Source organism: Ruegeria sp., from assembly GCF_965199275.1.
In the GTDB taxonomy this organism is placed as follows: domain Bacteria; phylum Pseudomonadota; class Alphaproteobacteria; order Rhodobacterales; family Rhodobacteraceae; genus Ruegeria.
This window is the reverse complement of the sequence record NZ_CBDAQX010000014.1, coordinates 134,983-157,225: the sequence shown is the minus strand read 5'-3', so window position 1 is coordinate 157,225 and position 22,243 is coordinate 134,983. Positions and strand designations below refer to the sequence as shown.

Annotated in this window: 25 protein-coding genes and 1 tRNA gene; 17 read left to right on the top strand and 9 right to left on the bottom strand. The window is 55.8% G+C overall.

Features of this window, described 5'->3' with window-relative positions:
• The first annotated feature begins 168 nt into the window (after positions 1 to 168).
• The 3 genes from hisF to ACOERD_RS10640 all read left to right on the top strand — a co-directional run bounded on the left by hisF (position 169) and on the right by ACOERD_RS10640 (position 1,883).
• Complete coding sequence (gene hisF / locus ACOERD_RS10650) at positions 169 to 930, top strand: imidazole glycerol phosphate synthase subunit HisF (RefSeq protein WP_170460845.1); 762 nt, start codon at positions 169 to 171, stop codon at positions 928 to 930.
• On the top strand, positions 927 to 1,244 hold the full coding sequence (locus ACOERD_RS10645) for a phosphoribosyl-ATP diphosphatase (protein ID WP_170554110.1): 318 nt from the start codon (positions 927 to 929) through the stop codon (positions 1,242 to 1,244). Before hisF ends, ACOERD_RS10645 begins: the two co-directional genes overlap by 4 nt.
• A 72-nt stretch (positions 1,245 to 1,316) precedes the next feature.
• Positions 1,317 to 1,883, top strand: coding sequence for a hypothetical protein (locus ACOERD_RS10640; RefSeq protein WP_170468060.1), 567 nt, complete (start codon positions 1,317 to 1,319; stop codon positions 1,881 to 1,883).
• Between the two features lie 2 nt (positions 1,884 to 1,885).
• Here the strand turns inward: ACOERD_RS10640 and ACOERD_RS10635 are convergent, their stop codons facing one another.
• From ACOERD_RS10635 to ACOERD_RS10615, 5 genes are all read right to left on the bottom strand, one after another.
• Entirely contained in the window at positions 1,886 to 2,356 is a 471-nt protein-coding gene (locus ACOERD_RS10635; protein WP_419739014.1) for a CoA-binding protein, read from the bottom strand.
• Between the two features lie 197 nt (positions 2,357 to 2,553).
• The gene (locus ACOERD_RS10630; protein WP_419739013.1) at positions 2,554 to 3,006 is read right to left on the bottom strand and encodes a YHS domain-containing (seleno)protein; all 453 of its coding nucleotides are present in this window, start codon (positions 3,004 to 3,006) and stop codon (positions 2,554 to 2,556) included.
• A gap of 99 nt (positions 3,007 to 3,105) precedes the next feature.
• Positions 3,106 to 3,387, bottom strand: a complete 282-nt coding sequence (locus ACOERD_RS10625) for a hypothetical protein (protein ID WP_170480654.1) — start codon at positions 3,385 to 3,387, stop codon at positions 3,106 to 3,108.
• Positions 3,388 to 3,396: 9 nt separating this feature from the next.
• On the bottom strand, positions 3,397 to 4,173 hold the full coding sequence (gene rlmB, locus ACOERD_RS10620; RefSeq protein WP_419739012.1) for a 23S rRNA (guanosine(2251)-2'-O)-methyltransferase RlmB: 777 nt from the start codon (positions 4,171 to 4,173) through the stop codon (positions 3,397 to 3,399).
• 195 nt (positions 4,174 to 4,368) lie between these two features.
• The gene (locus tag ACOERD_RS10615; protein ID WP_419737631.1) at positions 4,369 to 5,550 is read right to left on the bottom strand and encodes an ISNCY family transposase; all 1,182 of its coding nucleotides are present in this window, start codon (positions 5,548 to 5,550) and stop codon (positions 4,369 to 4,371) included.
• A gap of 155 nt (positions 5,551 to 5,705) precedes the next feature.
• Between ACOERD_RS10615 and ACOERD_RS10610 the strand changes: the two genes are divergently transcribed.
• Positions 5,706 to 5,789, top strand: a tRNA-Tyr gene (locus ACOERD_RS10610).
• A 30-nt stretch (positions 5,790 to 5,819) separates the two neighbouring features.
• On the opposite strand, the gene ACOERD_RS10605 is transcribed toward ACOERD_RS10610, so the two are convergent.
• The gene (locus tag ACOERD_RS10605) at positions 5,820 to 6,059 is read right to left on the bottom strand and encodes a hypothetical protein (RefSeq protein ID WP_419739011.1); all 240 of its coding nucleotides are present in this window, start codon (positions 6,057 to 6,059) and stop codon (positions 5,820 to 5,822) included.
• Between the two features lie 181 nt (positions 6,060 to 6,240).
• Between ACOERD_RS10605 and istA the strand changes: the two genes are divergently transcribed.
• The 5 genes from istA to ACOERD_RS10580 all read left to right on the top strand — a co-directional run bounded on the left by istA (position 6,241) and on the right by ACOERD_RS10580 (position 11,495).
• Positions 6,241 to 7,749, top strand: coding sequence for an IS21 family transposase (gene istA / locus ACOERD_RS10600; protein ID WP_419737605.1), 1,509 nt, complete (start codon positions 6,241 to 6,243; stop codon positions 7,747 to 7,749).
• A complete protein-coding gene (gene istB, locus ACOERD_RS10595; protein WP_419737606.1) occupies positions 7,736 to 8,467 on the top strand; it encodes an IS21-like element helper ATPase IstB in 732 nt (243 codons plus the stop codon). The genes istA and istB overlap by 14 nt, the downstream gene beginning before the upstream one ends.
• 307 nt (positions 8,468 to 8,774) lie before the next feature.
• Complete coding sequence (locus ACOERD_RS10590; protein WP_419739010.1) at positions 8,775 to 9,152, top strand: glutathione binding-like protein; 378 nt, start codon at positions 8,775 to 8,777, stop codon at positions 9,150 to 9,152.
• Positions 9,153 to 9,349: 197 nt separating this feature from the next.
• On the top strand, positions 9,350 to 10,540 hold the full coding sequence (locus tag ACOERD_RS10585; protein ID WP_419739009.1) for a low temperature requirement protein A: 1,191 nt from the start codon (positions 9,350 to 9,352) through the stop codon (positions 10,538 to 10,540).
• The gene (locus ACOERD_RS10580; RefSeq protein WP_419739008.1) at positions 10,533 to 11,495 is read left to right on the top strand and encodes an ion transporter; all 963 of its coding nucleotides are present in this window, start codon (positions 10,533 to 10,535) and stop codon (positions 11,493 to 11,495) included. Before ACOERD_RS10585 ends, ACOERD_RS10580 begins: the two co-directional genes overlap by 8 nt.
• Before the next feature lie 268 nt (positions 11,496 to 11,763).
• On the opposite strand, the gene ACOERD_RS10575 is transcribed toward ACOERD_RS10580, so the two are convergent.
• Positions 11,764 to 12,705, bottom strand: coding sequence for a LysR family transcriptional regulator (locus ACOERD_RS10575; RefSeq protein ID WP_419739007.1), 942 nt, complete (start codon positions 12,703 to 12,705; stop codon positions 11,764 to 11,766).
• A 99-nt stretch (positions 12,706 to 12,804) separates the two neighbouring features.
• On the opposite strand from ACOERD_RS10575, the gene ACOERD_RS10570 reads away from it, so the two are divergent.
• From ACOERD_RS10570 to ACOERD_RS10545, 6 genes are all read left to right on the top strand, one after another.
• Positions 12,805 to 13,599, top strand: a complete 795-nt coding sequence (locus ACOERD_RS10570) for a hypothetical protein (RefSeq protein WP_419739006.1) — start codon at positions 12,805 to 12,807, stop codon at positions 13,597 to 13,599.
• Positions 13,600 to 13,603: 4 nt separating this feature from the next.
• Positions 13,604 to 14,359, top strand: coding sequence for a sulfotransferase family protein (locus ACOERD_RS10565; protein WP_419739005.1), 756 nt, complete (start codon positions 13,604 to 13,606; stop codon positions 14,357 to 14,359).
• A gap of 740 nt (positions 14,360 to 15,099) precedes the next feature.
• On the top strand, positions 15,100 to 15,315 hold the full coding sequence (locus ACOERD_RS10560; protein WP_419739076.1) for a hypothetical protein: 216 nt from the start codon (positions 15,100 to 15,102) through the stop codon (positions 15,313 to 15,315).
• A gap of 234 nt (positions 15,316 to 15,549) precedes the next feature.
• The gene (locus ACOERD_RS10555) at positions 15,550 to 16,515 is read left to right on the top strand and encodes an ABC transporter substrate-binding protein (RefSeq protein WP_419739004.1); all 966 of its coding nucleotides are present in this window, start codon (positions 15,550 to 15,552) and stop codon (positions 16,513 to 16,515) included.
• 66 nt (positions 16,516 to 16,581) lie between these two features.
• Positions 16,582 to 17,610 carry an ABC transporter permease gene (locus ACOERD_RS10550; protein ID WP_419739003.1) on the top strand — a complete coding sequence of 343 codons (1,029 nt, stop codon included), beginning with the start codon at positions 16,582 to 16,584 and terminating at the stop codon, positions 17,608 to 17,610.
• 13 nt (positions 17,611 to 17,623) lie between these two features.
• Positions 17,624 to 18,673 (top strand): quaternary amine ABC transporter ATP-binding protein, encoded by a 1,050-nt coding sequence (locus tag ACOERD_RS10545; protein WP_419739002.1) that lies wholly within the window; start codon positions 17,624 to 17,626, stop codon positions 18,671 to 18,673.
• 405 nt (positions 18,674 to 19,078) lie between these two features.
• Here the strand turns inward: ACOERD_RS10545 and ACOERD_RS10540 are convergent, their stop codons facing one another.
• Complete coding sequence (locus ACOERD_RS10540; RefSeq protein ID WP_419739001.1) at positions 19,079 to 19,954, bottom strand: LysR substrate-binding domain-containing protein; 876 nt, start codon at positions 19,952 to 19,954, stop codon at positions 19,079 to 19,081.
• Between the two features lie 121 nt (positions 19,955 to 20,075).
• Here ACOERD_RS10540 and ACOERD_RS10535 point away from each other — a divergent pair, with 121 nt between their 5' ends.
• Complete coding sequence (locus tag ACOERD_RS10535) at positions 20,076 to 20,657, top strand: SDR family NAD(P)-dependent oxidoreductase (RefSeq protein WP_419739000.1); 582 nt, start codon at positions 20,076 to 20,078, stop codon at positions 20,655 to 20,657.
• 108 nt (positions 20,658 to 20,765) lie between these two features.
• Here ACOERD_RS10535 and ACOERD_RS10530 read toward each other — a convergent pair whose 3' ends face one another.
• Positions 20,766 to 21,947 carry an ISNCY family transposase gene (locus ACOERD_RS10530; RefSeq protein ID WP_419737631.1) on the bottom strand — a complete coding sequence of 394 codons (1,182 nt, stop codon included), beginning with the start codon at positions 21,945 to 21,947 and terminating at the stop codon, positions 20,766 to 20,768.
• Positions 21,948 to 22,013: 66 nt separating this feature from the next.
• On the opposite strand from ACOERD_RS10530, the gene ACOERD_RS10525 reads away from it, so the two are divergent.
• The gene (locus ACOERD_RS10525) at positions 22,014 to 22,232 is read left to right on the top strand and encodes an SDR family oxidoreductase (RefSeq protein ID WP_419738999.1); all 219 of its coding nucleotides are present in this window, start codon (positions 22,014 to 22,016) and stop codon (positions 22,230 to 22,232) included.
• Positions 22,233 to 22,243: the final 11 nt, after the last annotated feature.

The window sequence follows — 22,243 nt, the reverse complement described above, 5'->3', positions numbered from 1 at the left end:
CAACTGCTCCTGTAAAAAAGGAAAGTGGTGGTCAGAATAAGGTTTCGCATCTTATTGATCTCCTGATGAATTTGGGGACAGTTTTCACAGGTTTGAGAAGGGTGACAATCACAAGTCTGGCATCGGCGGGGCTTTGCCGGTAAGGGTGCGGGCAACAAAGGAAAGCGCATGCTGAAAACCCGTATCATTCCCTGTCTGGATGTCGCCGATGGCCGCGTGGTCAAAGGTGTGAATTTCGTGGGTCTGCGCGATGCAGGCGACCCGGTGGAATCCGCCAAAGCCTATGACGCCGCCGGCGCGGATGAGATCTGTTTTCTGGACATTCATGCAACGCATGAGAACCGCGGTACCATGTTCGATGTAGTTCAGCGCACGGCCGAGCAGTGCTTTGTTCCTCTGACCGTGGGTGGCGGCGTGCGTACCAAGGATGACGTGCGTGCCCTGTTGCTGGCAGGGGCTGACAAAGTCAGCTTCAACTCGGCCGCTGTCGCCAACCCGGATGTGATTGCTGAGGCGGCAGACCAGTTCGGCAGCCAGTGCATAGTTTGCGCGATCGACGCCAAAACCGTCAGCCCCGGAAAATGGGAGATATTCACCCATGGTGGCCGCAAGCCAACCGGCATCGATGCGGTCGAGTTCGCGAAAACCGTGGTTGCCAAAGGTGCTGGAGAAATCCTGCTGACCTCGATGGATCGGGACGGAACCAAGTCAGGGTTCAACCTGCCGCTAACCCGCGCAATCAGCGACGCGGTGGATGTGCCTGTGATCGCATCGGGTGGGGTTGGCAATCTGGACCATCTGGTCGAAGGCGTCACCGAGGGCGGGGCGAGCGCCGTACTTGCAGCCTCGATCTTCCATTTTGGTGAATACACCATCCGCGAGGCCAAGGAACACATGGCCGCCGCCGGTATCCCGATGAGGCTGACATGAGCATTCTGCACGATCTGGCCGCCACAATCGAGGCGCGCAAAGGGGCGGACCCGGAGAGCAGCTGGACAGCAAAGCTTCTGGCCAAGGGCCCAGAAAAATGCGCTGAGAAATTCGGCGAGGAGGCCGTTGAGGCCATAATCGAAGCCGTCAAGAATGACAAAGACGGGCTGACGGCCGAGGCCGCCGACGTGCTGTATCACCTTCTGGTCATGCTGGCCTCGCGCGACGTTGCGCTGGACGATGTGCTGGCGGAGTTGGCGCGGCGTCAGGGCCTTAGCGGCATCGCCGAAAAGGCCGCACGCCCAAAAAGTTAAGCTCAGTCTTCCGTCCGCGCCGAAGCGGTTCTATGATCATGTTTCACGGTCTATCGGGCGAGGGACATCACAATGATCAGAGCTTTGGCCTGCGTTCTGGCCCTCGTGACTTTGGGCGCCTGTGCGGCCCCGCCACCGTCCACCGGTGATGAAGTTCAGCGTCTTGCCTCGGAAATCCAAAGCCTCGGTCCCGATATCGACCCGGCTGAGGCCAACCGGGCCGCCCGCATTGCGTATTCCTACACCGCGCAGCTGGTGCAGGAATATGAGATCACCGACCCTCCGTTGATCCACAATGCCAAGGTCAACAAGGGCTTGCGCCCGCGTGGGTTATGCTGGCACTGGGCCGAAGATATCGAGCGGCGGTTGAAGCAAGAGAACTTCCAAACGCTGGACATGCATCGCGCCATCGCCAATGCCGACAATCCACTGCGAATCGACCACAGCACAGCGATCATCAGCGCGCGGGGCGAGTCGCTCTATGATGGCGTTGTGTTGGACCCGTGGCGCTATGGCGGGGTTCTTTTCTGGTCTCCGCTGCAGGAAGACACAAGATATGACTGGGTCCCGCGTGAAGTTGTTCTGGAAAAGCGCAGGCAAGAACAGGTGGCCCGCCTCAAACCCTACCCGGCGCAGTGACGCTATAGTTTGGAAGAAATGATGCCGGTGCTGAAGCCGCCCATGCGCAATTCTCCGAACAGACGCTGATATTCGATCTTGGGGCATCGATTCATCACCACATCCACGCCACGCGCTTCAGCCTTGGCGGCAGCCTTTGCATGTTCAACACCGATTTGCATCCAGATGGTGCGTAGGGATGGGAACGCCTCCAGCGCCTCATCCACGATCGGAGGCACAGCCTCAGAGCGGCGGAAGATATCCACCATATCAACGTCTTCCGTGATATCTGACAGGGTGGAGCGCACGGTTTGACCGAAAAGCTGCTTTCCCGCATGGCCGGGATTGACTGGGACTACGGTAAAGCCTTTCAGCGACAGGTAGCGGGCCACGTAGAAACTCGGCCGCACCTCGTTCATGGACACCCCGACCACGGCAACGGTCTTGGTGCGCTTCAGAATGGATCTCAGGAGCTCATCAGAATACTCAGCCATACCGCTACCCTATGCTACGGCTGAAAAAGAAAAAAGCGCCCAAGAAACCTTGGGCGCCAGTTGTTGGAACGAGGGACAGTGAAATGACCCGCGGCAGTTCCGTTCCGCGGTCACTGTGACATTTAAGCATGTTTTGGTTAAAAAAAAGAGGGCGCGCGCATTTTTGTGATGACTTTTCACAAACGGCGAAAGATTGCCTATTCTCGATACAGAATCTCAGGCCAGTTCCCTTCGGCCTGATGGATGTATTCCAACTGATCCTCACGCCATTTCCGCTCAATTTCAGGCGAAAACGTCAAGTAGAGGCGCCCATCTACCACCTGCCAGGCCCCCGGATCGGTTCCCTTGAGGATGCCCTGTGCCATCGCATAGGAACAATACCCCCCGAACTGAGGGGCAAAAGCGCGCGGATTAGCCTCAAATAACGCGCGGTTTTCGAGGGATGCGAAATGCCATTCGGCTCCCTTCCAGGTCACCGAAATTTCGGGGCGGCCCTGCACGGGTATGTCACCCTGAAAATAGGACACTGGATCGTATCCCGCCATCGCAGCCCCCTCGGGCGCGAAATACACGGGCATGGGCTGCGCAATAGCGGCAGAAGCGAGAAGAGTGGCGCTCAGCGCGCCAAAGAGAGCGTGGCGGATCGGCATAGTTACAACGGAATCATGGACTCAGCGTCTCAATCTGCAACGTTTTGCGCTGCGAGACACCCCAGATGACGCGGTTGTGAACACCCCGAAGCGCGAGGATCAGTCAAAGATATCCTCGATCACATCCCAGGCCTCATCCATCACGCGTGAAAACAGTGTTTTCTTCTTTTTCTTGCGCTTGGATTTCGGCGGGGCGGTATGGGATACCGCATGTTTTCTGGGCGCGCTTTCGGTCACCTTGCGCTTGGGCAACATCTTGAGGTCATGCAAGGGCGCGCCGCAGCTGGAACAGCTCAGCTCATGCCGCTGCTTTCCCTTCAGGACAAGCGCCGCTCGGGTCCCGCAATAACAGCAGGTGGCGATTTTTGATGGGCCGGAAATGACGCGCTCCTATCCTGTGTACCGTGAGGCATATAGGGCGATCGCCGCCGCATTTGAGACGTTCAAAGATCCAAAACCGCCGGCTGCGTCAATTTTCACCAGCTTGTCCACGGTTTCTTTGGTCTTTTGCCGCAATCCGGGGCCTTCTGCACCCAGCACCAGCGCCACCGGACGATCACGTTGATCCCCTATGGCGGCCTCGATCGTATCCTCGGCCTCGCCATCGAGACCCAGCACCAGAAAGCCCATGCCCTGCAACTCGACAATCGCGTCGGCCAGATTGCGGACCCGTAAATAGGGCTGACGCTCTAAAGCGCCACTTGCGGTTTTGGCCAGCGCCCCAGTCTCAGGCGCGGAATGGTGCCGAGTCCCGATCACAGCGCTGGCGCCCAGTACCTCGGCCGAGCGCAGAATCGCCCCGACATTGTGCGGGTCTGTCACCCGATCCAGCAAAATCACACGTGGGTGTTCGCGCCCGATACAGTTTTCGGCCAACCCGCCCCATTCCAGCGGCTTGACCTCAAGGGCGGCACCCTGATGGACTGATCCCTGATCAATCGGAGCGTTGAACTTCCGTGGATCGACCATCTCTGCCTCGATCCCTGCAAAAGCAATGGCTTCAGCCAGCTTGACGCGGGCATTTCGGGTCACAATCAGGCGCAATTTCTGCCGTTTCGGGTTCATCAACGCATCGCGCACAGCGTGCAGACCAAATAGCCAAACCGTTTCCGCAGCCGCTGCTTTGCGCGCCTGTTCCTTTTCCACGACCCACTTGGGTTTCTTCATTTTATTGGCCTCCGGGCCGGGCGTTCGATTTCCTGCGTCAAAGCGGTATTTTCCTGTGTCGAGAACATTCTGAATTGTCCGGTGTAGGTAACATGCCAATTGTCCGCTTCAGTTGATTGCGCGGTGGCCCAATTCGGAGGGAGCCGTAGGCGACCGTAGATTTGGGCCACCGCGTTCGCGCCACGTCGAAGCGGGTCACGCGACTTTGTGTTTGCTATCCTCCTGTGTGATGGGTGATCCGTCAGGCTGGTAGCGGCCAATGCATCTCGGGCCGTGGAAGATGACCAGTTGACCATCGGGGTATTCGTGGACCCTGACCTTCGCCTTGACGAAATGATGACGGTGCCTGTCTGCCGCGATCTGCATGACCAGGCCCTTGTAGCGCACCGTATTGTCGTTGCCGACGACGCGGTCTTCCTGCACACACAGGGTGTCGCGCACATTGCCTGTAAACGGCACGAAGGCCGAGGTCGTATCCTCCGGCTCCTTTGCAAACAGGGCATTGTGTTCGGGAAGATAGACCTCTTTCAGGAACTGATTGGCCTCTTCAATGGTTGTGATCCCATGGGACCGCAGTTCCTGCGGCAATCGGTTCTGGAACGTGCCAAACATGCGTTCAGACCGTCCACGGGCCTGCGGTGAATAGGCCGGGATCAGCTCAATGCCGAGTTGCTGCAAGGCGCGCCCGACCTGGGTCAGATTGTCCTTGTCCACTTTGCCGCCCGCTTCGGGCGTATGCCAGTAATGAGAGCCCCGATCGGCATAGAGCGAGCAAAACAGACCTTGCGCCTCGATCACCTCTGTCAGCCCCTGAAAACTGCTCATCGTCCCTTCTTCCTCGACAAAGAATGCCGAATAAACCCGGTTGGTGGCATCGTCCATGGTGACGATCAGATCCCACCACTGACCCGGAACCCATTCATGGCTGGAGCCGTCCTGATGCAACATCATGCCAACCATCGGACGGCGGGGCCGCTTGCGCCGATGGGCACCTCGTCGGGGTGCTGCCTGAACCCGGCCGTGGCGCTGCAGTGTAAGCCGCACCCAGTTGTAGCTCTGTGTGAAACCATGGTGGGCCACCAGCTTCTCGTGGAAATGCTTCGGCGTGTAATCCCAGTACTTGGTATCAAACAGTTCAAGCATCTCCATGACCTTATCCGTGGCAACACGATTGTTGGCCAGTTTGCCAAGCCGACGGTCGTACAGACCTTCTGCACCATCCGCCTCAAATCGATCCTCCCAACGCCTGACGGTGCGCACGGATACACCCAGTATCTCAGCCGCCTGTTCTTGCGTCAGCTTGTTCGCGCTTCGCCGCGAATACACATCTTCAAACTTCATCAGTCGAACTTCCTGTAACACTTCTGCTCGGTTCATAACGCCTCCTCTCAGAGACAGAATAGAACCGGACAGATCGCATGTTACATACACCGGACATATCGCGTGTTAGCGACAAAAGCGGTATTTTCCTGTTGACGCTCCTTTGGTGCGCTAGTAATCACGCCTCCACGTCAGGTGCAACGCCTGACAGTGGGCGACAGGCCGCAAGGTGTGGCAGGGGACTGTAACTCCCTCGCGGAGACGCACGCCTGGTTCGATTCCAGGGTCGCCCACCACTTTCTCTAGCAGAAATTTCGCGAAATTTATCAGTGTAGGCTGAGAAGCACTTCGATGTCGCGGCGGCTCAACCGACGTAGAAGCGCCCTGTCTTCGGCCAGCAGAGACTCACCGCTTTCGATCTGTTTCTCAAGAAACGCGGCGATTTCGCTTGTGGGCTGATAGTAGAGGTCGATCTGCTGTTTACTCAGATCTTCAACCAACTTCCGGAGGAGTTGTTTCTGCTTTTCCGAGTCAAGATCTTTGCGCTTGTCTTCCAACATGGCCATTCGCTTCGTTTGTTCACACCCAAATTGTAGGACAGTGCGGGCGTTTGACAACGTCGTACCGCGCGTGTAGAAAAGCGTGCAATTTTGACCCCCTAAGCGGGGAAATCGGCGTCCAAATTTGACCCCTCCCTATGGTTGTAGACATCCTTTTCATTGAGCAGTCGATGGAGAGGCAAGCGGGATGATTTGCGTGGAAACTATTAGAAAAGTGCGTCGCTTACACCTGATCGAAAAAAAGAGCATCAAGGAAATTTGCCGTTCGCTCAATTTGAGCCGTGCAACGGTTCGAAAGATAATCCGATCGGGAGTGACGGAGTTCAAATATGAGCGCAAATCGCAGCCATACCCGGTGCTCGGGCCTTGGCGCGCGCGTCTGGATGAAACGCTTGAGGAGAACGAGGCGCTTCCGAAGAAACACCGCAAGCGGATGACCAAAATCTGGAAGGAACTCTCCGATGATGGTTTTGGCGGCGGGTATGACAGTGTTCGACGCTACACAAAGAATTGGCGCATTGCGCACGGCCGACAACAGGCGCAGGCGTTCATCCCGCTGATCTTTGATCCTGGGGAGGCGTACCAGTTCGACTGGAGTGTGGAGACGGTTTTGATGGACGGTGCACTCACGACCGTGAAGGTTGCCCATTTCAAACTTTGCCATAGCCGCATGCCATTCTCCATTGCCTATCCGCGCGAGACGCAGGAGATGGTCTTTGATGCCCACGACGAGGCCTTCAAATTCTTTGGTGGAGGCTGCATCAACGGGATCTACGATAACATGACGACCGCCGTCGATGCGATCCTGTCGGGCAAGGAAAGAAAGTTCAACAAGGCATTCTCCCGGATGTGTTCTCATCATCTGGTGAACCCGATCGCCTGTACGCGCGCGGCCGGTTGGGAGAAGGGTCAGGTTGAGAATCTGGTCAAGGAGAGCCGCGCCTATAGTTTTACACCGCGTCTGGAGGTGGCCGACTTCGATGAATTGAATGCCCGGCTGCAAAAAGACGCGATCAAACGCGCAAAAGAACTGCGGCATCCGGAAAACCTGGAGGTGACGGTCTGGGAGGAGTTCCAGCAGGAAAAGCCGCTGCTGACGCATCTGCAGAAGCCCTTCGTCGGGTTCCGTGAAAAGACGGTCGCCGTGAGCCGAACCTGCCTGATCAACTTCGAAAGAAACAAATACAGCGTTGAGGCAAGAGCTGTTGGACGTCAGGTCCAGTTGCAGGTCTACGCCACGCGGATTGTCCTGCGCCAAGACGGTGAGATTGTCGGAGAGCACGAACGGTGCTTCGGCCGAGGAAAAACGATCTTCAACCCTTGGCACTATGTGCCCGTCCTCAAGCGCAAGCCTGGCGCTCTGCGCAATGGAGCACCGTTCCGTGACTGGGACCTACCACCGGCAATGACGCAGATCTGGACCCATCTGCGGGGCACATCCGACGGAGACCGGCAACTTGCCGATATTCTTTTCGCTGCTTACCAGCACGACATTGATGTGGTCGAGGCTGCCTGCGAAGAAGCTCTAAAATCTGGCCTGCGCAAGGCCGATGCGATCCTGAACATTGTCTCTCGGCGCACCAATCCCCCGCCGCCAAAGGCGATTGAGCCGCCTGCCCACCTGCAGCTGAAAATGGCACCGATCGCGGATTGCGCTCGCTATGACAGGCTTGGAGGCTCCCATGCAACTGCGTAAGGAAATTCTCGAACTTGCCCGTCAACTGAAGTTGCCAGGCATCGTCAACTGCTTTGACGAAGTGATGCAGGCCGCAGCCAAAAACAACTGGCGGCCCCAACAGGTCGTGGCCGAACTCCTCACGGCCGAACTGGCCGAAAAGACTGCGCGCTCGATCCGGTATCAGATGGGTGCCGCAAAGTTCCCGGTCTGCAAGTCCTTACCTGAGTTCGACTTCACGGTCAGCCCCGTCAACGAGGAAGTCGTGCGCAATCTTCATGACGGCGATTTTATGGACCAGGCCAGGAATGGCGTGCTGGTCGGTGGAACCGGATCGGGCAAAACGCATCTCGCAACAGCGATCGGGGGCCACGCGGTCAATAACCGCCGGCGGGTCAGGTTCTTCAGCGCTGTGGATCTCGCGAACAAGCTGGAGGCTGAACATCGCGAAGGCAACGCCGGGCGGCTCAGCGAGCAGCTGATCCGCGTCGACCTCGTGATTATAGACGAACTCGGTTATCTGCCGTTCGCAGAGTCTGGTGGACGATTACTCTTCCATCTCATCAGCAAACTGTACGAGCGAACGTCTATTCTGCTAACAACCAACCTCGCATTTGCTGAATGGCCGAGTGTGTTCACAGATGCCAAAATGACCACTGCTCTCCTGGATCGACTGACACACCATTGCGATATCATCGAAACCGGGAACGAAAGCTGGCGAATTAACCACCGCGACTAACCTCGAAATCGGGGAATAAATTCAAAACAGACAGCAGGTCAAACCTTCAGTCGAGCTACGCTCTCTTTTCGGTTTGACCTGCTGTCCACCCCCTCCTGAATCAACCTAAACACGACCCCCTCAACGCCCCTCTTAGCTCCAAGGGGGGTCAAATTTGGACGCCGATGGGGGGTCATTATTCAATGCCGATTGACATCTGGCCGAGAAATACGGAAAGTTCCTGCCTGCGGATCCAGTAAAACGGTCCGAGGTGATGCAATGGGTTCTGTTTCAAGTCGGCCATGTAGGCCCCATGATGGGACAGGCAATGTATTTCCAACACATTGCAGCACCCAATGGCCACGAAGAGCCCTTTTCAATCCGCAGATACGTGGACGAAAGCCGCCGCGTGATGGAGGTGATGAATACACGTCTGGACGGGCGTGAATGGATCGCTGCGGACGAATACACCATTGCCGACATGATGCTGTACCCGTGGGCGCGTGCTCATGTCTGGGCACGGGTGGATGTATCGGACCTGCCATATCTAAACGCATGGTTCGACCGCATTGATGCCCGGCCCGCCGTGCAGCGGGCGTTGACCATTCCCAAGGCCAACCCTCAGTTCTGGGACGCCGCCGCAGATGCCAGCGCCTTTGCTAAGGAAAACGCAGCGCGGTTTTCGAGCGATGTGAAAGGAAGCTGAAGCGGTGAATACCGGGCATTTCCGGCATGATCACCACACGATCGGACTGGAAATTCCAGTGCGCCCTCGCTGAACAACCGTTGCAGGGTTGCAAGGCGAGGGTCTCCACGCCAACCTTCATCCTATAGAAAAACACTCAATCGGGGTGGTCGCTTGCCGACCACTACAACCTTGGAATTTTGAAGGGTCCCTAATTTATGGCACTGCATAACCACCCCATGTGGCGGAAGCCGCAACATCATCAAGACCTCGACCACACTCACGACCACGTCCACTGGGCCGAGTTGTTCTATGACCTGATCCATGTTGTGACGATCTTCCTTCTTGGGAACTACCTGTCACACCACCTCGATCTGAATGGGTTTCTTGTGTTCGCCGGTGTCTTCATCACGCTCTGGTACGCGTGGGGTGAGCTCAGTATTTTCAACTCGATCTACGTCAGCACCGATTTCTGGCATCGCCTGATCATGGCCGTGATGATCTGTACGGTGATGTTCATGGCCGCCGCCATCCCCGCCATCGACGGCAAGGGCTGGGTTTTCTTCGCGTTGGGGTTTGCCGCGAACAGAGCCATGATCGCCGCGCTATATTTCCGTGCTCAGCGAACCAATTCCTCGGGCGTTTCGATGTCGGCGGCACAGATCCGCAACTTCTCGGCCTTTGCAGTGATCTTTGCCATTACGGCGTTTCTGCCTAAACCGCTTGCCTATTGGGCGTTTGCTGCCGCGATGGTTGCCACGCAGGCGATGTACATGATCCCCGGCGTCACTGTCCTGCGCTTTGAACGGTTCGTCCCGCGCCTCGGTCATATGGCAGAGCGGTTTGCCTTGTTGACGCTGATCGTTTTGGGTGAAGGGTTCTTCAAACTGGTCGTCACACTTTCTGAGAAAGGCATCTACAAAGTTTCACCAGACGTGCTGGTCAACTTTGTAATTGGCGGCGTTTCGATGTTCGTGATGTGTTGGATCTATTTCGACTTCGTTGGCAACGCCAAACCTAAAGACAAAAAGGTTTCGACCTTGGTGATCTGGTGGCTTGCTCATCTGGTCTTGATGTTGTGTGGCGTAATGGTCGGCGTGGCCCTTGCGGCCGAGGTTAAGGTCGGGTTTTGGGAGCCTTACCCAACAGAATATGCCGCCATTGGCTGTTTCGGCCTTGCGGGCTACATCGCCATGCTTTGGGTACTTCAGAACGTCATTGAACACCGTGTGGCCTCAGATTTCGGGCGCTGGGATGTGCGGGTGTTTGGGATCGTTCTGGCAATCGCGTGTTTCTATATCGTCCCGCATGTCCCCTCCTTGGTTGGCAATCTGATTTGGGGCACGGCCTTGCTGTCTCAAATCGCGATTCCCTTGATGCGCGCAGGAGCGAAGCTTCGCCATGACTGAAGCTGTGAAACGTGCAAACTACCTGAGAAAAAGAGTGTACTGGTGGCTCGAGCGCCCAGACCGTGCTGCGACTGGCCCTTGGGTACTTGAACTCGCTCTAATCGCTCTGATCACGCTGAACGTGGCCGCTGTTATCCTTGAAACGGTCGATTCAATCTATGACCGCTGGGGGGTCGCACTCAATCTGTTTGAAGGCCTTTCATTGTTCGTTTTCGTGGTGGAATACGCGGCGAGGCTGTGGGTTGCGACAGAAAACCCAAACTACAAAACGCGCGCATCCTGGGCCGTTTCTCCAATCGCAATAATCGACCTATTGGCCATACTCCCAGCGCTGCTTTACCTACTCTTTCCGGTTGACCTGCGGCTGCTAAGAACCTTCCGTATGTTGCGCTTGCTCAAACTCACAAGGTACTCACCCGCGCTCGGCATGCTGCTTGCGGTGTTCGAGGAAGAAGCGGGCGCCTTTTTTGCGGGTTTCTTCATCCTGATGGTGATGCTGATCTTTGCTGCAAGTGGCGCTTGGCTCGCAGAGCACGAGGCGCAACCAGAAGCCTTTGGCTCAATCCCGGCGGCGATGTGGTGGGCGATGGCGACATTGACAACCGTCGGCTATGGCGACGTAACGCCCGTGACAGTTGCCGGTAAGATCTTCGGCGCTGCGATCACAGTGATTGGCATTGGTATGGCTGCATTGCCAGCAGGGATCATAGCAAGCGGTCTAAACGACCAGTTGCACCGCCGACGGGCCAGCCTGGAAAGTGAATTTCGAAAGGCGTTGGTAGACGGCGATATCTGCGAGGCCGATGAGAAAGAAATTGACGCAGTTCGCAAGCAATTGGGTCTCTCGCGCCGCGCTGCGGATCATATCCGCAACCGCGTGCATGCCGAAACGATGTCACAGGTTGATCGCTGTTCCACCTGCGGTCAGCCAAAGAACCAAAGCGACAATCCCTGATCGGTCACAACGACAAACCGGCGTCGAACGGAAAATTCTATCACAGCATGCTGCGCTGCCTCCGAGGTCCGCGATGAGCCCTTAGCCACGAATGCTGCATCGGGCATGAACTACCGTCGCGTGAGCGTTTTTCGGGATCACCGCAATCCAGAAAGCGAGATTCTCGTTATTGTCCGTCTTCTCAGCCAGATAGAGTAGCAACCAAGAATATTGTCAGCGGGGTCGGAAACATCGTCTATACTAGAAAAGCCGTGTTTCGCGGTCACACTCATTGAAGATTGGCCAGCAAAGACAAACATTTTCTTGCCGCAGGATTTTTTTGCCCAAAATGCGTTAGCCGGGCATAGACCTTAGTGGATGTCGAATGCCAATCGACTGGCATCTCTACCAAATCGCCACGCGCCAGATACGGATCAACAAAGCTTCGCCAACCCAAACCCAAACCTTGACCCAAAGCCGCGGCTTCCAAAAGATAGACATAACTGTCGAATTCTTCTGAAATCGGCCAATCAGCGTATTCTGGGTGTGCCCTCCACCAATCTATCCAATCCACCCAGCCGAAGTTTTCTTTCTGTAGCCGCAGAAGAGGCGGTGCTTCACACTTTCCCGACAAAGCGTCTAACGCTCTCCTGACCATTTCAGGCGTACCAACCGGTTTTATCTGTTCCTCACATACCAGGACATGTTCCGTATCGGGCTCTGTTTCAGAATACTCGAAGACAATATCGCCACCAGTATCCACTGCCGCTTCAATCAGATTGTATTCGGCTGTCATGATCCGCAGTTCGGCCTCATTTCCTAAGGCGTTGCGAAGATTTCCGTATCGGGGCATTAACAACAGGTGCGAGACTGAGTGCGAACAAACCAGCGTGACCCGATTGTCCACCTGTTTCAAATCTTCAATCGCATTTTCTAAAGCATTGAAGCCCTGGACAACACCGGCGTAGAACTGGCTGCCCTTGGAGGTAAGGGCTACAGGGCTCTTATCGCGATTAAAGAACGCGACACCATACCGGATTTCTAGATTGCGTATATGGCGGCTGATTGCCGGCTGCGATGTATTAAGCTCTTCGGCAGCGCGCGCAAAACCCCTTAGACGAGCAACCGCTTCGAATGCAACAAGCGAGCTTAAAGAAGGGATATTGTATCTACGATCTACTATATCATTCTTGATATGGTTATGAGCACATAAAAGCAATGGAAAACGCATGCGTCCACAGCCATCCTCACCAGCAGAACTCGTGATCTAAATCTGATTGGGCAAGCCGTGACAGACTATTCTAAGCCTCGGAAATGGGCCGACCCCAAAGTGAGACTTTTTCCCCACCAAGTGGGGTTTACCTGCCCTCCGCATGATTTTGATGCGGCCCCGTCCGATTTCCTGCGCATGGCCCCGCGCAGCGTTGGCGTGCATGGTCGAATGCTGCACGTGCCGGACTATGCCCACCGCCTGGATCAGCGCAAAAAGAACTTTGGCCTGCTGGAAGAGTACATGGAATGTATGGCCAATAACGGCGCTGACGTCTGTGGACAAGTTGGCTCGAACTGGGTGCATGCCAGCGGGCTGGGTGTCGAAGGCATCCGTCACCATTGCGAAATGCTGAGCGACAAGTACGAGACCGCGTTCCATATGGCAGGCTATGCCATGGTCGAGGCACTGCGCGATCAGAATGTCGAGAAGGTAGCGCTCAACGCCTGCTACCACAGAGACACCTGGTATCAGGGCACCGTAGGTTTTCTAAAAGAAGCCGGGTTTGATGTGGTCTGGGCTGGAAACTTTTTTGACCAAGGGTGGTTCGACAGCCAGGAAGAGGTTGACGATTGCATTTGGTGCTTTGACGAAGAGCTAATTTACAAGTCCTTCGACTATACCGCTGACAAAGCGCCCAATGTCGATGCCTATCTGATCAACGGGATGAGCAATTACCGCCGCCCGTCCGACGGAATCGCCCGTCGCCCGGTTCACTACGAAGTCGAGCTTGAAAAACGCCTCGGCAAGCCAGTCATCGGCCATGACACCGCGCTCTACTGGCGCATTTTCAAAACCTTGGGCCTGGCCCCGGAAACCCGGCAAGGCAGCCTGCTCTCCTCCCTGAAAGACTGAAGTGATGCACAAGATTTTAGCTGTTTGGGCGATTCCTCGCTCCACCTCAACCGCGTTTGAATGGATGATGCGCCAGCGCGGTGATCTGGATTGCCTTCATGAACCTTTTGGTGAGGCCTGGTACCAGGGTGAAGACCCGATGTGGCCGCGCTTCAAAGAGGGTGAAGTCACAACCCCCGGCTTGACCTTGGAAAGCGTGTGGGAAGACATCAAAGATCGTGCCGAAAAAGGTCCGGTCTTCATCAAGGATTTCCCGCATTACATCAACCACATGTGGGATCCAGAATTCCTGTCACATTTCACCCATGCGTTCCTGATCCGCGACCCCGCCAAGACGATTTCCTCAATGTACAACAAGTGGCCGGACTTTGATGAGCTTGAGGTCGGTTTTCCCGAGCAGCGCGCGCTATTTGACCTATTGACTGCGCTGAATGGCGGCAAGTCCCCCCCGGTTATCGACAGTGATGACCTTCTGGAAGACCCCAAGCACGTCACCGCAGCGTTCTGTGCTTCTGTCGGTATCCCCTTCATCGAAGACGCGCTGACCTGGGAAGTTGGTGGAGACCCATCTGAGCATAGTTGGTGGGACGGTGGATCTTTCCATGCTAATTTAGCCCAGTCTACCGGTCTGCAACCCCAGAAACGCAGGTATATCGAAGTGGCTGACGCCCCTGAACGCGTGCGCCGTGTGCACCGCCGGATGAAGCCTCACTATGATCATCTGTACAAGCACCGCATCCGTGTGTCGAAAACTGTCTGAGAAAAATGCAAAATAGAACAAACAGGTCGAAACAGCCGTGGCTCGACGCCCCGCTAGGGGAGCGCACTGTGGCCCACTTCTTGGACACTATGTGTGGTATGCCTCGACGAAAAAAACTACAAGTTGAGCTCAATGAAATTCTGCCTGGCGGCGGCTGGCGAGGCAGATGCTAATCCCCAGTATAATCCGACCTTGGACCGGACACCATTGCAAGCCACGTGGTCTTGGCTTCAGTAGGTGGCCGCGTCACCAATCCGAGCAAAGACCGTACCGCTTTTTGGGAGGATGTACTAACGAAATTGCTCCTTCATCACTTAGTGCAATTGGACCATTCTTAACCAGTAGGTATAATTCGAAAAAATGACCGCAACGGATACTAACGCGCGTTTCGAGCGGATTGTAACTGATGGGCTATGCATCGGGTGCGGGCTTCATGCTTCGCTCCTTGGTCCTGAAAAGTGAGCATAATCAAGGATGAAAATGGTGAGCTAAGGCCCAACATTCAGTCTATGTCAGGCAAGGCTGATGTTGATCTCGTTTGTGCCCGATCAAGCAATGCCGCATTTCCTGTCCGACAACGGGATTGACCGGAACCAAGTTTCCTCTTTGCGCTACCGCTGGCGCGGTAGCCCGGGACCCACCGCGATTGAAACGATGGATGGGACGCTGCGGGATTTTCACTAGCTCGACTGTTTTGGGGGGAAAACGAAAGTTGCTGATCGCCGCCGTTTCGCTGCAAGATCTGTCCGGATGGCATCAGTGAAGGTGCCGAAATCGCGGCGGCAGACACTTGGCTGGACGCTGCGCCGGACCGAGAGGACTCTGCCACAGACCCGGGCGCCAATTCGATCACGACACGTAGGCGGCGTGGGGCCGAGTTGCTGGAGGCTGCGACTGCCGCCGGTTTTTTTGAGGATGGCGTGCCGGTCGATATTGAATTCATGAACAACACCTAACCCCACCAGGCTGCTAAAAAGTGGAATATGCGCGCCCGCTTCGATGGATTGCATCGTGCCAGGCACTTGGTTCCAGAAACTTTTGGACTTCGTCTGGAGGCGCTGTATCGTGAAAACTCGGCAATTCGGAACCGGGAACAAGAAGAGGGAGCATTTGCACGGGCTAAAGAAAAACGAACTCTACGCCTGAAGGGCCGGCAAGCGCCCAGGGCACAACCAACTAGGGAGACTACAATGAAAATGAAACTACTCGCGGCCAGCGCTGCGGTCGCGCTTGGTGTTGCCGGTTCGGCGCAAGCAGATTGCGGCGAAATTTCAATAACCGAGATGGACTGGGGCTCTGCGATCATTGTAACGCAGGTTAGCAAGTTCCTGCTGGAACAGGGTTATGGCTGTTCCGTGACGATTGTTCCATCGGCAACGACGCCCGCGCTGGCATCAGTTGCGGAAACCGGTGAGCCGGACATTCTAACCGAGCTATGGACCAACGGCGCCCCGGCCTATCCTGGCTTGATCGAAAGCGGCGCCATCATCGAAAGGGCTAAGGTGCTGTCGGATGGCGGGGTCGAGGCCTGGTGGATTCCCACTTATCTGGCCGAGGCGCATCCAGAATTGACGACGATGGAAGGCATTTTGGCCAATCCGGATTTGGTGGGCGGCCGGTTCCATAATTGCCCGGTAGGCTGGACCTGTCAGCGGGTCAGCTCGAACATGGCAAAGGCGGCTGGTCTTGCGGATGCGGGGATCGAGGATTTCATCCACGGCTCGGGCGAGACGCTGGCGGCCTCTATCGCCTCGGCCTATGACTCCAAAGAGCCGTGGTTCGGCTATTACTGGGCGCCGACCTCAATCCTTGGCCGCTACCCGATGGTGCAGGTTGATGTAGGCCCGCATGTGCCGGAAGCTCACGAGTGTAACAGCCAGGAAGAATGCGCCGAACCAGTGCTGGGGGCCTTCCCTTCGAGCGACGTGACCACGGTTGTTACCAACACTTTTGCGGAGTCGCATCCTGAAGAGACGGCGCTTATGGAAAACGTCCAGTTCACAAACGAAGTCATGAACGGTCTGTTGGCTTGGCAGGAAGAGAACAACGCCTCAGGCGAAGAGGCTGCGGTGTATTTCCTGACCAACTTCCAGGACACATGGAGTGAATGGCTGAACGATGAAGCTCGCGGGAAACTGTCGGCGCTACTGAAATAACAAAAAATTCGCAAAAAGGCCCGGGCGTCCCAATTCGTCGCCCGGGTTGGCAGGGAAAGGGATTACATGGCTTTTTATGACCGCATGTTCGATGCGTTGGGACTTCGGGAATGGTGTGACGCATCAGGCAGCGGCGCCAATCTATCAATGGCGGACCTGTTGGCACAGACCAACGCAACAAACGGCGAGAATGGCCCGGCCTTTCCTTTCCCCTCGCTGGATGCACTGAACGAGGCCTGCCCGAGAATCCCTCAATCGCGGGATTTTGTCTCGGCGGTCGAGGACGGGTTCCTAGCGATCAAGGACGCGCTGAAATTCGTGCTGGATCCGCTGACGCAGCCGCTATCGTGGATGCTAGAGTGGGCGCTGATTGCAGTGGATGCGGTGCCGTGGTGGATCATGCTGCCAGCGCTGTTCGTATTAACCTGGTATGTGTCGCGCTCGGCCATCGTGACCGGGTTCGTGATCATTGTCTTCTGTTTCCTGGGCCTGATCGACCATCTGGAGCCCGCAATGCAGACGCTCTCCATTGTGCTGGTCTGTACCGGGCTCTGTATCCATTTAGGTGTGCCCATCGGGATCGCCATGGCGAAATCCGACAGTTTCCAACGCATGATCCTGCCGGTGCTAGACCTTTTGCAGACGCTGCCGACTTTCGTTTATCTGATCCCGCTGATCTTCTTGTTTAGCGTCACCGAGCCGAAGCTATATGGCATCGCCATCATCGTTTATGCCATCGTGCCGGTGATCCGATTGACCGATCTGGGCATCCGGCTGGTTGACAAGGATGTGGTCGAAGCGGCCAACGCTTTTGGTATGTCGCCGAGACAGAAACTGTGGGGAGTAGAGCTGCCGCTGGCGCTGCCCAACATCATGGCAGGTGTCAACCAGACCATCATGATGAGCCTTGCAATGGTTGTGATTGCCTCGCTGGTTTCTGCGCCCGGATTGGGTGTTCTGGTGCTGCGCGGCATCCGAAATCTGGAATTGGGCGTTGGTTTGATCGCCGGTCTGGGCATTGTGCTGCTCGCCATTGTGCTCGACCGCGTATCCAAAGCAGCCTTGGCGCGCGTCTCTGCCGCGCAGAAACACTAAGAAGGGGCGAGATATGAACGCTGAACCAAAAATCTCGATCCGCAACCTCTACAAAATCTTCGGCGCGCATCCCGAGCGCGCGATGGAACATGTGCGGCAAGGCATGGGCAAGACTGACTTGCTTGAAAAAGAGGCCCACGTGCTTGGCCTGCAAGACATCAATGTCGACATGCAGGCGGGTGAGATCACGGTGATAATGGGTCTTTCAGGGTCAGGTAAGTCGACGCTGATCCGGCACCTGAACCGGTTGATAGAACCCACAGCCGGAGAGGTGTGGGTCAATGGCAAGAACGTGTTGGAGTATGACACTCTGAAGCTGCGCGACATGCGGCTGAACACGATGTCGATGGTGTTCCAGAAGTTTGCGCTGCTGCCGCACAAGACCGTGGCCGAGAACGCAGGCATGGCTCTGGCGGTGCGTGGCAACAGCAAAGACGAAATCGTCGCAGCGGGCAGGAAATGGCTCGCCCGAGTGGGTCTTGCGGGCTACGAGGATCATTTTCCGCATCAGTTGTCCGGTGGCATGCAGCAGCGGGTGGGCATCGCCCGAGCGCTGGCCTCGGATTCCGAGATCATGCTGATGGACGAGGCGTTCTCTGCGCTCGATCCGCTGATCCGCACCGACATGCAAGACTTGCTGCTTGAGTTGCAAAAGGATCTGCACAAGACGATCATATTCATCACCCACGACCTAGACGAGGCGCTCAAACTGGCCGACCACCTTGTGATCCTCAAGGATGGCTATGTGGTGCAACAGGGTGAGCCGCAAAATATCCTGCTGAACCCGAACGACCCTTACATCGAGGACTTCGTCAGCGACATCAACCGCGCCCGCGTGCTGCGCGTGCGTTCAGTGATGGACAAGGACGGTGCCCATGAGGGCGAGTATGATGGGGATGTGGATGTAAATGACAATCTCGAACACCTGATCTCGATCTCGGGCGGCGACACCTACAAGACCTACCGGGTCATGAGCGGCAGTGAACAGGTCGGCGTTCTCAACATGAAAGACCTCGTCAAGGCCCTCGTACCAGCTCACGTCGAACAAAGGACCGTCATGTAATCGCGGTCTACTACAAAGCCATTGGCATTCTAAAAGACCGCCAATTCTAAGGCGTTTACTACCGCTCTTTGTACTGGAAGTTAGGTCATAAATGCTTCGCGAATAACTAAGAACAGCCACTTGTGCAGCCGCAGTAGAAACTCGCTTTGCCCGCAAGTCGGACGGCGGTGTCGAAAAACTCGCTGCGGTTGGGACGAACGGCAGCTTTTGCCGCTGCGTTGCGGCTATCGGCTTCAACCGTGGTGTTGCCGCAGCTGCGAAGGTCAGGGCTGTGTCACTTCTGCATCGGACTCGTAGCCGCCGTTCGCTGCAATCTGCGCAAACGACCGCGACGCGGACAAAGCCGACTTCTGAAGAACGTGGTCTAGTGACCGCTCTTTCGAAGCTTCGATTGAGGCACACGGCTTAAATCGACATGAGCCATTTCTTGAAAATCCTTACTGTGACTCGTTCTTGATCACCCGGACGACAGACGAAGTAGAGTGCGCGATCCAATGGAACACGGGTTTCATCCAGACGGATCAACCGACCAAGTTCCAAGTCCCTAGCTGGCAAAAGACGTCTCGCCAACGCCACGCCTTGCCCGTCAATCGCGGCCTCCAACAAAACAGCACTGTCGACGTACTTGATGCTCTGCGCGTTGATCCGATCAGAGCTCAAACCAACTTGCGCTGCCCAACTTTCCCATCCGACGTTAAAGGCGTCGTGCAAAAGGGGAAGACTGGCCACGTCCTCGGCGCGCATTGGCAGCCAGGTTTGATCAATAAGAGACGGCGCAGCCACGACAATCAGTTCCTCTTGCCGTATTTGCTCATGATATAGCCCGTCCCAGCCGGGTTCGCCAAAGCGCAAAGCGACATCAACTTCGGATACATCGAAATCCGCAAATACATCATTCGTGTCCAGCAACAATGAAATACCAGGATGTTCTTGTTGAAACGAGTTGAGTAGCGGCACAAACCACTTGAGCGCAAGCGATGTGGACAAAGACACTGTAATCGACTGGCGGTGATGAAGTCGTTTCACCTCCATCACGCCCAGCTGCAATGTCGAAAACGCCCCGCGAGTTGATTGATGCAGGCGTTCCCCGGCCTTGGTCAGTTCAACGCCATTTGGTCGGCGGTGAAAGAGCGTCACACCAAGATGCAGTTCCAGCAACTTGATTTGTCGACTGATCGCCCCGTGGGTGACGTTCAAAACATCCGCTGCTCTGCTCAGGCTGGAGTGGGTAGCGGTCTCGTCAAATGCCTGAAGGGCGCGAAGGTGTCTGAGGTTCTCCATGATGTGAGGAAACCTAACAGAAATGTTCAATTAACTCGATAGGATTACCTAATTCTAAGAGGGTACACTGCTATCAACGCAATAATTCTCACATACAATACATCTGAAGAAAGGGGATACCATGCCCGATACCAAAGTCGCGCTGATGACAGGCACAGGACAAGGTATTGGCCGGGGTTGCGCCATTGAAATGGCAAAGGCGGGTTACAAAGTTTCGCTGATGTCCCCGTCAAACCGGTCTGTTGAACTGGCGGAAGAGCTTGGGGGCATTGGTCGTCGTGGCTCTGTAATAGATGTCGTCGATCTCCAAAAGATGATCGACGACACCATGAGCAAATATGGAAGGATCGATGCAATCGTTAGCAATATGGGCCACGGCGGTGCGGTGCCAGAAGCGATAAAGACGGTAGGGTTTGATCCCGACTTTGACGGGCCGCTTTTGGAACTCAGCGACGCGTTGTGGCATGAAAGTCTGGATATGTACGTACTGAACGTCGTCAAGATCGCCCGCATTGTCACGCCCATATTGATCGAACAGGGCGGGGGTGCATTCGTGAACATTTCGTCCATGAACACAATCGAGCCGCGTGCGCCCTATCCCATGAGCATGCTGCGTGGCGCTCTGCACAGTTTCTCAAAGCTTTATGGGGATCGCTACGCACGGCATAATATTGTCGAGAACATTCTGAATTGTCCGGTGTAGGTAACATGCCAATTGTCCGCTTCAGTTGATTGCGCGGTGGCCCAATTCGGAGGGAGCCGTAGGCGACCGTAGATTTGGGCCACCGCGTTCGCGCCACGTCGAAGCGGGTCACGCGACTTTGTGTTTGCTATCCTCCTGTGTGATGGGTGATCCGTCAGGCTGGTAGCGGCCAATGCATCTCGGGCCGTGGAAGATGACCAGTTGACCATCGGGGTATTCGTGGACCCTGACCTTCGCCTTGACGAAATGATGACGGTGCCTGTCTGCCGCGATCTGCATGACCAGGCCCTTGTAGCGCACCGTATTGTCGTTGCCGACGACGCGGTCTTCCTGCACACACAGGGTGTCGCGCACATTGCCTGTAAACGGCACGAAGGCCGAGGTCGTATCCTCCGGCTCCTTTGCAAACAGGGCATTGTGTTCGGGAAGATAGACCTCTTTCAGGAACTGATTGGCCTCTTCAATGGTTGTGATCCCATGGGACCGCAGTTCCTGCGGCAATCGGTTCTGGAACGTGCCAAACATGCGTTCAGACCGTCCACGGGCCTGCGGTGAATAGGCCGGGATCAGCTCAATGCCGAGTTGCTGCAAGGCGCGCCCGACCTGGGTCAGATTGTCCTTGTCCACTTTGCCGCCCGCTTCGGGCGTATGCCAGTAATGAGAGCCCCGATCGGCATAGAGCGAGCAAAACAGACCTTGCGCCTCGATCACCTCTGTCAGCCCCTGAAAACTGCTCATCGTCCCTTCTTCCTCGACAAAGAATGCCGAATAAACCCGGTTGGTGGCATCGTCCATGGTGACGATCAGATCCCACCACTGACCCGGAACCCATTCATGGCTGGAGCCGTCCTGATGCAACATCATGCCAACCATCGGACGGCGGGGCCGCTTGCGCCGATGGGCACCTCGTCGGGGTGCTGCCTGAACCCGGCCGTGGCGCTGCAGTGTAAGCCGCACCCAGTTGTAGCTCTGTGTGAAACCATGGTGGGCCACCAGCTTCTCGTGGAAATGCTTCGGCGTGTAATCCCAGTACTTGGTATCAAACAGTTCAAGCATCTCCATGACCTTATCCGTGGCAACACGATTGTTGGCCAGTTTGCCAAGCCGACGGTCGTACAGACCTTCTGCACCATCCGCCTCAAATCGATCCTCCCAACGCCTGACGGTGCGCACGGATACACCCAGTATCTCAGCCGCCTGTTCTTGCGTCAGCTTGTTCGCGCTTCGCCGCGAATACACATCTTCAAACTTCATCAGTCGAACTTCCTGTAACACTTCTGCTCGGTTCATAACGCCTCCTCTCAGAGACAGAATAGAACCGGACAGATCGCATGTTACATACACCGGACATATCGCGTGTTAGCGACACATAATATACGCATGAACAACCTGCTGCCCGGGTTCTGCGAAAACGTAAATCTATCCGAACAGGCCCGTCGGGAAATCCCAGCTCAGCGGCCGGCAACGTTCGAAGAAATCGGGCAAGCCTGCGTATTTCTTGCCAGCGATGGAGCCCGGTACATTAACGGTCAGAGCATTCTATCCGATGGCGGGATGAACCGCGCGGTACGATAGCAAATAGGTGC

What these genes read in the sequence shown, in the direction of transcription:
- ACOERD_RS10540 (WP_419739001.1), bottom strand. Translation starts at nt 19,954, where the DNA reads ATGGAGAACCTCAGACACCTTCGCGCCCTTCAGGCATTTGACGAGACC.
- ACOERD_RS10550 (WP_419739003.1), top strand. Translation starts at nt 16,582, where the DNA reads ATGGCTTTTTATGACCGCATGTTCGATGCGTTGGGACTTCGGGAATGG.
- ACOERD_RS10615 (WP_419737631.1), bottom strand. Translation starts at nt 5,550, where the DNA reads ATGAACCGAGCAGAAGTGTTACAGGAAGTTCGACTGATGAAGTTTGAA.
- ACOERD_RS10585 (WP_419739009.1), top strand. Translation starts at nt 9,350, where the DNA reads ATGGCACTGCATAACCACCCCATGTGGCGGAAGCCGCAACATCATCAA.
- ACOERD_RS10535 (WP_419739000.1), top strand. Translation starts at nt 20,076, where the DNA reads ATGCCCGATACCAAAGTCGCGCTGATGACAGGCACAGGACAAGGTATT.
- ACOERD_RS10640 (WP_170468060.1), top strand. Translation starts at nt 1,317, where the DNA reads ATGATCAGAGCTTTGGCCTGCGTTCTGGCCCTCGTGACTTTGGGCGCC.
- ACOERD_RS10635 (WP_419739014.1), bottom strand. Translation starts at nt 2,356, where the DNA reads ATGGCTGAGTATTCTGATGAGCTCCTGAGATCCATTCTGAAGCGCACC.
- istA (WP_419737605.1), top strand. Translation starts at nt 6,241, where the DNA reads ATGATTTGCGTGGAAACTATTAGAAAAGTGCGTCGCTTACACCTGATC.
- ACOERD_RS10645 (WP_170554110.1), top strand. Translation starts at nt 927, where the DNA reads ATGAGCATTCTGCACGATCTGGCCGCCACAATCGAGGCGCGCAAAGGG.
- ACOERD_RS10530 (WP_419737631.1), bottom strand. Translation starts at nt 21,947, where the DNA reads ATGAACCGAGCAGAAGTGTTACAGGAAGTTCGACTGATGAAGTTTGAA.
- ACOERD_RS10630 (WP_419739013.1), bottom strand. Translation starts at nt 3,006, where the DNA reads ATGCCGATCCGCCACGCTCTCTTTGGCGCGCTGAGCGCCACTCTTCTC.
- istB (WP_419737606.1), top strand. Translation starts at nt 7,736, where the DNA reads ATGCAACTGCGTAAGGAAATTCTCGAACTTGCCCGTCAACTGAAGTTG.
- ACOERD_RS10580 (WP_419739008.1), top strand. Translation starts at nt 10,533, where the DNA reads ATGACTGAAGCTGTGAAACGTGCAAACTACCTGAGAAAAAGAGTGTAC.
- ACOERD_RS10565 (WP_419739005.1), top strand. Translation starts at nt 13,604, where the DNA reads ATGCACAAGATTTTAGCTGTTTGGGCGATTCCTCGCTCCACCTCAACC.
- ACOERD_RS10605 (WP_419739011.1), bottom strand. Translation starts at nt 6,059, where the DNA reads ATGGCCATGTTGGAAGACAAGCGCAAAGATCTTGACTCGGAAAAGCAG.
- rlmB (WP_419739012.1), bottom strand. Translation starts at nt 4,173, where the DNA reads ATGAAGAAACCCAAGTGGGTCGTGGAAAAGGAACAGGCGCGCAAAGCA.
- ACOERD_RS10555 (WP_419739004.1), top strand. Translation starts at nt 15,550, where the DNA reads ATGAAAATGAAACTACTCGCGGCCAGCGCTGCGGTCGCGCTTGGTGTT.
- hisF (WP_170460845.1), top strand. Translation starts at nt 169, where the DNA reads ATGCTGAAAACCCGTATCATTCCCTGTCTGGATGTCGCCGATGGCCGC.
- ACOERD_RS10575 (WP_419739007.1), bottom strand. Translation starts at nt 12,705, where the DNA reads ATGCGTTTTCCATTGCTTTTATGTGCTCATAACCATATCAAGAATGAT.
- ACOERD_RS10590 (WP_419739010.1), top strand. Translation starts at nt 8,775, where the DNA reads ATGTATTTCCAACACATTGCAGCACCCAATGGCCACGAAGAGCCCTTT.
- ACOERD_RS10545 (WP_419739002.1), top strand. Translation starts at nt 17,624, where the DNA reads ATGAACGCTGAACCAAAAATCTCGATCCGCAACCTCTACAAAATCTTC.